This is a genomic window from Clostridia bacterium, assembly GCA_028698525.1.
Classification (GTDB): domain Bacteria; phylum Bacillota; class Clostridia; order JAQVDB01; family JAQVDB01; genus JAQVDB01.
In genome coordinates this window covers 1-7,077 of record JAQVDB010000082.1, presented here as the reverse complement: position 1 = coordinate 7,077, position 7,077 = coordinate 1, and the positions used below count along the sequence as shown (strand labels likewise).

The 7,077-nt window shown below is 36.2% G+C and carries 7 protein-coding genes; 3 read left to right on the top strand and 4 right to left on the bottom strand.

Annotated features, from left to right (window positions below):
* Positions 1 to 8: 8 nt before the first annotated feature.
* Positions 9 to 326, bottom strand: a complete 318-nt coding sequence (locus PHP06_09925) for a DUF5320 domain-containing protein (protein MDD3840868.1) — start codon at positions 324 to 326, stop codon at positions 9 to 11.
* Between the two features lie 245 nt (positions 327 to 571).
* Here PHP06_09925 and PHP06_09920 point away from each other — a divergent pair, with 245 nt between their 5' ends.
* Positions 572 to 820: a hypothetical protein gene (locus tag PHP06_09920; GenBank protein MDD3840867.1), complete on the top strand. Its 249-nt coding sequence runs from the start codon at positions 572 to 574 to the stop codon at positions 818 to 820.
* 17 nt (positions 821 to 837) lie between these two features.
* Here PHP06_09920 and PHP06_09915 read toward each other — a convergent pair whose 3' ends face one another.
* Genes PHP06_09915 through PHP06_09905 form a run of 3 tightly spaced genes read right to left on the bottom strand, consistent with a single transcriptional unit; the run spans position 838 to position 4,424 of the window.
* On the bottom strand, positions 838 to 2,022 hold the full coding sequence (locus tag PHP06_09915; GenBank protein ID MDD3840866.1) for a D-alanine--D-alanine ligase: 1,185 nt from the start codon (positions 2,020 to 2,022) through the stop codon (positions 838 to 840).
* Between the two features lie 20 nt (positions 2,023 to 2,042).
* Positions 2,043 to 3,668, bottom strand: coding sequence for a UDP-N-acetylmuramoyl-tripeptide--D-alanyl-D-alanine ligase (locus PHP06_09910; GenBank protein MDD3840865.1), 1,626 nt, complete (start codon positions 3,666 to 3,668; stop codon positions 2,043 to 2,045).
* 3 nt (positions 3,669 to 3,671) lie between these two features.
* Positions 3,672 to 4,424 (bottom strand): alpha/beta hydrolase, encoded by a 753-nt coding sequence (locus PHP06_09905; protein ID MDD3840864.1) that lies wholly within the window; start codon positions 4,422 to 4,424, stop codon positions 3,672 to 3,674.
* 688 nt (positions 4,425 to 5,112) lie between these two features.
* On the opposite strand from PHP06_09905, the gene mtnA reads away from it, so the two are divergent.
* A complete protein-coding gene (mtnA, locus tag PHP06_09900; protein ID MDD3840863.1) occupies positions 5,113 to 6,156 on the top strand; it encodes an S-methyl-5-thioribose-1-phosphate isomerase in 1,044 nt (347 codons plus the stop codon).
* A 78-nt stretch (positions 6,157 to 6,234) separates the two neighbouring features.
* A complete protein-coding gene (locus tag PHP06_09895; protein ID MDD3840862.1) occupies positions 6,235 to 6,927 on the top strand; it encodes a hypothetical protein in 693 nt (230 codons plus the stop codon).
* Positions 6,928 to 7,077 lie beyond the last annotated feature (150 nt).

Below are 7,077 nucleotides of genomic sequence, written 5' to 3'. Positions count from 1 at the left end.
AGTTTTTGTTATTCTTCCTCTTGATTTTTATCACCCTTGAGGTTTTGAATTTCTTTTTTAATAGCCTCAAGCTGCTCTTCCAGTATGCTCTGCTGCTCCATCAGCATTTCTTCTTGATTATATGGTACGCTTGCAGGACTATCGTATCTAGCCCATCTTGGCAAGCCAGTAGCATAATACATATTTCTATATCCTCTACCTCGTCCCATTCCATATCTCGGGTAAAAATTAGCAAATCCAGGTCTATTATATCCTGCACAATAACCTGCACCTCTACCTGTCATGGGACCCATACCAGCAGGACCTGTTCCATCTCCACCTGGCATAAGCATTCACCTCCTTTTTGTTGTTATGGGCGTATGCCCTTTATGCTTAGTTTAGCATTGTTTTGGGCATATGTCAATAACCTTTTTTGTATTTTGTGATATGATTACAATACAACACATAAAACATAATTATTTATTAACTAAAATCTGCTCAAATAAATACATCAGTTTATATAAAAATACAAAAACTTTATAAATAAATTGAAATATTAAATTTGAATAAAATAAAAAAGGGGGGAAATTTTATGAAACGGGATTTTGATAAATATATTTTACTAAATATTAGAAAAATTGTGATTTTAATAGCGGCATGGTTTATATGTGTAATACTACATAATGCAGTATACAGGTTGTTGTATAATTATTATAGCGCAAACAACTCTGATGAAGCATTTTTCTTTATAATAGCGATGATAGTTATTCCGGCATATGCAATTATTTCTTTAATTTATACTATAATCAAAAAATTAAACAAAAAAAATAAAAAAGTTTAACGAAAAGTTAAACCTTTTTATTTTTTGACACCCCGTAAATCTTCAGCTTTTATATTATCCAGCATCTTGGAGTCAAATGAGTATGTATTTTTGTTTTTCTCTCTATGGATTTCAAATGCATGATCTATCAATCTGTCAATTAGCTCTTTGTATTTGATGCCCTTGGGCTCCCATAAATAATATGAAAAAGAACCAGGGATGGTGTTTATTTCATTTACATATGGTTTCATATCCTTCTCATCCAGTAAGAAGTCTATCCTGGCCACCCCACGTCCATCTATTGCACGAAAGGATTGGAGTGCTAAATCCTGTATCTCTTTTGTCAATTCTTCCCCTATAGGTGCAGGTATTTTCCTCTCGGAACCCTTCATGCCTTTCGAGCTATTCCCTCTGATGTATTTGTCCTCGTAGCTTAAAAAATCTTCCCAGGATATAGGCTGTTCACATACAGAGGCTTCTATATTATCATCATATCCTACTACGGAACAGTTTATCTCTATAGGCTTATCTATGCCTTGTTCCACCACTATTCTTTTATCGTATCTTATCGCAATCTCTATACCCTTCTCCAGTCCCTTTCGATCTTTAGCTTTGCTTATGCCTATGCTGGAACCTAGATTAGCCGGTTTGACAAACATCGGATAGCTCAGTTTTTCCTCTATCATATCGAGTATGCCCTGTTTATCCTTTTGATATTCTGATCTTAAAAACCAATCGTATTCCAATATTGGAATATCATTTCCTTTAAACACCGACTTCATCACAATCTTATCCATGCCCACCGATGCTGCTAATATTCCCGGGCTCACATAAGGTATGTTTGCAAGTTCTAACAGCCCCTGCAAAGAACCGTCCTCTCCATTCAATCCGTGCATCGCAAGCACTACCGCATCCAACTTTATAGAGGATGGCTTGCTGAAAAGACCTGATCTTTTAGGCATAACCACCAAGGATTGATCGGTGGGATCGGGGGATATATATGTCTTATTTACATCCTTTCTTATCCGGTCAAATTCCTTGAAATTCTCTATATTTAAAAGCTTTTCCCCGGTAAACCATTCCCCATCTCGCGTTATATATATAGGAACAACATCATACTTTGTTTTATCCATATTCTCAATAAATTGATGGCCTGTAACGATAGAAACTTCATGCTCTACCGTCCTACCTCCAAAAATGACTGCAATCATCTTTTTATTCAATCTCTCCACTCTCCTTTTACTCACTCATTATAATTGTCTGGCAAGTCATTTTCAAATAAAACTACATCTCCCGGTGCTGCAATTGTAGAAAGCTTTTGGGCAGCCTCATCCAATGAGGAAACTACAAAAATCCTGTCTTGGGGATAATCGGATAGCTTAAGCCCCTCCAGCATCGGCCTGGACCTGTTCTCCCCTACCAGTATAGCATAATCACAGGCCTGGGCTATATACTGTCCGAACTGTCTATTGTATTCATATTCTTCCTGCCCTAACTCAACCATACCGGGAGTTATTATTATCTTGTTTCCTCCTTCAAACTCCTTCAATACATCTAAAGCCATCTTGGAGCCCACAGGATTAGAATTAAACGCATCATCTATTATCGTGATTCCGTTATTACCTTTCATAAGCTGCAACCTGTGAGGTATAGGCTGAATCTTGTCTATGCCCTCCCTTATCTGTTCAGGAGACAATTCAAAATGTATAGCAGCACATACCGCTGCCAATATGTTGCTGATATTATGAAGACCTAATAAATCTGTCCTGCATCTTATTCTATTGTCTGCATATACCAAATCAAACTCCTGGCCGTTTGCCCCAAATTTTATGTTCTCTGCTTTCACATCAAAATCATGGTTTCCCGTACCAAATATAGTTTTGTCTATATCAGTGTTTTCTGCCAGCTTTAGACAGTATTCATTGTTCCCGTTAAATACTGCAAAACCTGAACCAGGCAAACACTCTATCAATTCATACTTGGTATTTTTGATATTTTCTATCGTCTTAAAAGTCTCCAAATGTTGGGGGCCTATAGATGTGATTATCCCCACTTCGGGAGAAACAAGATCACACAACGTTTTTATATCTCCTATATGTCTTGCACCCATTTCGGTGACAAATATTTCATGCCCTTCGTCTAGCTGTTCTCTAATCACTTTTGTGATACCCATAGGAGTATTATAGCTTTCAGGGGTAACCAACACATTGTACTTTTGGGACAATATGGTACCCAATATAAACTTGGTACTGGTTTTCCCGTAGCTTCCTGTTATGCCCACAACTTTTAATCCGGACATAGCCTTTATTTTATCCTGGGCTGACTTGAAATAATACACTTTTACAGCCCATTCAACAGGGAAGTTTACAGTGTTGGCGGCCAGCACTATAAAAGGAGCGAGCAAATTGAATATGGAAGCGATAATTATAAAATATACCATATTTACATTTATAACGTAATTTGCCTGGGTCAAAAGCATAAAAAATAATGCTAAAAAAGCTATCAATAAAACCCATACCGTGAACAGCAGCCTTTTGACTCGGGCTGTGAATACCAATTGCTTTTTTACCTTTTCCGGTTTATATCTAAATACAAGCAACAAATTAAAAGCAAACCACGCAGCTATAAATGTGTATATGATATATATATTTCCAAAGATACCTACTATATATCCCAATACAACCACTACTGCAGAATAAAATAGGTTGAACAGAAACACAGTGCTGGTATTTTTGTTTATCCATTTAATATATTGTATGTTTTTATATCCTTCTAATTGAAGCATATGTATAAATTTCAAGTATTGTTGCCACTGCCTGATCAAAAACGGTACCATAGCTGCTAAAATTATCATAAATCCATAATCCATTGTCTACTCCCCTTCTAAAAATCTGAATGTTATTATCATAAACCTGCCGAACTGATCTAGATAAGAATAGTGTCCTGCATCTTCCAATACAACTAGCCCTGAATCCGGAATCTCTCTTTCCATTATTTGTCCAAATTCCACCGGAGTATCTTTATCCTTCTCCCCCCATATCAGCAGTGTAGATGCTTTTATCTTTGCAAGATATCCTTTCAAATCTTGATTTACCACCTTGACGAATATCTTCCTCATCACCCCTTGGGTTTGCTTGTAATCAGAAGAACCGTATTTTTTATAGAAATCTTCCAAATCCTTCCCGGGATGTACCAGGGTATATATCTTTTTCATCATTTTAAATTTATACACTTTAAAATAGTATCTCCAACCTCTCTTGGGGATCAGCCCTGCACTATCCACCAAAATCAACTTATTGATATGTTGAGGATATTTTGCCGATAGCACTATGCTTACCCTGCCTCCAAATGAGTGTCCTATCAAATTGATCTTATTAATCCCCATCTTCTTGATAAATGCAACCACCATGTCTGCATAATCCTCAACACCCCATACCTGATCTGGAGCAGGGGTGTTTCCAAAACCGGGAAAATCCAGTGAGTATACCCTGAACCTCTCCGCCAACTGCCTAAAAACCGGGGCAAAAGCCTGTGTGCTTGCACCCCACCCGTGCAATAGAAGTACATCCTCCCCTTCCCCTTCTACCTCATAAAATATATTCAATCCATCTATATCTACGTACATGCAATTTTCCCCTTTGATAAAACTTTTTGTATAATTTTCTGCTTACTATTATAACCGAAAAAAGAAAAACCTGATCTATGTATTACTTTATGTACAATAAAGTAAAATCCGTCATATTAATTATTATAACTGAAACAGCTTAAAAATAGTATGGTTAATTTAAAATTAAAGAATTTTACCAAAATCAAGGATATTATATCATATGAGCATGCTACACTGAAGTTAAAAATAACAACGCAAATTTATATAATATGCTTTAAAAGTTGCAATTTAGCTGCACTTTTTTATATGTTTCTGTTAGAATATAATCATCAATATGTTCCATTCGTGGTATTGTTACACTTACAAATATACAGAGCAGTACCGGGAGAATATAATACCTTCCGTGCTCCGCAATCTACCGCACTGGCTATATACAAATACAATGTATAGTGCGGCACATTAGTCGCAGCTCCAGGTATTATATTCTCCCTCAACCAAATTTAGATTAACCACTGAACAGGGACTTGTATGCAAGATAAATGAACTGCTTATAAACATTTGGCTTATAAAACTTAACGAACGTAATGTAGAAAATGCCAGTTTAACTTTCCCTGTTTGAGCGTAAGCGAGTTTAGGATTAATACACCCAACAGGAACATGCATCGATAGTTATATTTTCTAAATATCTTTAAAGGGAGGAAAATTAATAGTGGATGAATTGATTACAGTACAATGGAAAAATGATAAGCTTGTTTTGTTGGATCAAACCCTACTTCCTAATCAAGTTGTATATGTGGAAATAGACAATGTACAGGATGTATGGGATGCTATAAAAACTATGAAGGTAAGAGGTGCACCTGCCATAGGGGTTACCGCTGCATATGGTTTTTATATAGCTGCGTTAAACGCACGAGATACTAGTTTTGAATATTTCTGGGAAGATGTTAAAAAAAGTTCAGATTATCTCGCCACTTCCAGGCCTACAGCTGTAAACTTGTTCTGGGCCCTTGAAAGGATGGAAAAAAAAGTTGTTGAGTTAAAGGATATACCTATACAAAACATAAAAAAAGCTCTTTTTGAAGAGGCAGTTGCCATCCATAAAGAGGATGAAGATATAAACAGAAGGATAGGAGAAAACTTTCTCACTTTGCTTAAAGATGGCATGGGAATCCTTACCCATTGTAATGCCGGGGCTCTCGCTACTACAAAATATGGAACAGCAACATCACCCTTTTATCTTGCAAAGGAAAAAGGAATAAACTTAAAAATATATGCAGATGAAACGAGGCCTAGACTACAAGGCTCACGACTTACAACTTTTGAACTGTACAGAGCAGGAATAGATGTTACGCTAATTACAGATAATATGGCAGCTCTTGTTATGTCTCAGGGTAAAGTTGACGCTGTCATCGTAGGTTGTGACCGGGTAGCGGCAAACGGAGATACTGCAAACAAGATAGGCACACTAGGACTTTCAGTGCTGGCAAAATATTATGGGATACCATTTTTTATAGCTGCTCCTACACCTACTATTGATCTTAACACTCCTACAGGTCAAGAAATACCTATTGAGGAAAGGGATTCAAAAGAGATTACCTGCAGATTTGGAGTTTGGACTGCCCCTAAACAAGTAAAAACTTATAATCCTGCATTCGATGTGACACCTTATGAAAATATAACTGCAATAGTAACCGAAAAAGGTATCATTTATCCTCCTTATACTGAAAACCTTAAAAAGCTTTTTGAATGACATAAATCCCCTGATAGATTTTTCCTTCAGGGGTTTTTTGATCTAGATGCTCCTTCTTCCCACATTGGGTAGTTTCAAATGGGAAAAAATATCAAGATTGACATCAGAACATATGTTCGCTATAATAGAAATATATTCCATAGGACTATGTGTGGGGTGATTGCTAGCATGAATAAGCTGCATCCATATTATAAGATAGGTATAGATGCCCTACTCCCTACATATATTAAAGACAAAGGCGACTATACCCGTATAATTCTTAAAAATGGTGATACAGCATATATAGATATAAAAACTCGTTCTGCATTAACATCGCTTTCAAATATATTGTGTGTAGATCTAACAAGGATCAGGAAAAAATATTCTGATTTAATAGGACAGAAAAACCGTGTTCCTATTCCCTTATCCTTTGATCTCATACTGGTACCATTTAAGACACGCCAACCGGTTATAAAAAATGATAGCTGTCTCGGCTATATAAATTTTAGGAGCATAGAATGCGCAACCAAGATCAATTCTACTACCACTGAATTAAATTTAAAAAGCGGTATTACAATAGAAGTTTTAAGAAGTATATCATGTGTTAAAAAAAGACTGGCAGCAGCACAGCTGACAGCTCATCATTTTATTACAAACTCCACCTCTAGCAAGTTAGCATGTACGTACTTGAAGGAATACAGCAAAGAATATAATCAACCTGCAACAAAGGCCGATGTAGCATATATATCAAACAAGCTGAATCACATAATCTATAGGCTAGGTTTGGATTAATTTTATATTATGTTTGCCATGTTGTAATCAAAGTTTTGCAAGTTTACACATATATCCCTTTATGATAATATACTATTTATAATTAAATATATTGAAAACAAGGTGAATGCTGATATGGTTACACAAAGTCTTATAGAAATTATAGGCAAT

Excerpts from the sequence above, each read along its gene's own strand:
- PHP06_09895 (MDD3840862.1), top strand. The coding sequence starts at position 6,235 with ATGGGAAAAAATATCAAGATTGACATCAGAACATATGTTCGCTATAAT.
- PHP06_09905 (MDD3840864.1), bottom strand. The coding sequence starts at position 4,424 with ATGTACGTAGATATAGATGGATTGAATATATTTTATGAGGTAGAAGGG.
- PHP06_09910 (MDD3840865.1), bottom strand. The coding sequence starts at position 3,668 with ATGGATTATGGATTTATGATAATTTTAGCAGCTATGGTACCGTTTTTG.
- PHP06_09920 (MDD3840867.1), top strand. The coding sequence starts at position 572 with ATGAAACGGGATTTTGATAAATATATTTTACTAAATATTAGAAAAATT.
- PHP06_09925 (MDD3840868.1), bottom strand. The coding sequence starts at position 326 with ATGCCAGGTGGAGATGGAACAGGTCCTGCTGGTATGGGTCCCATGACA.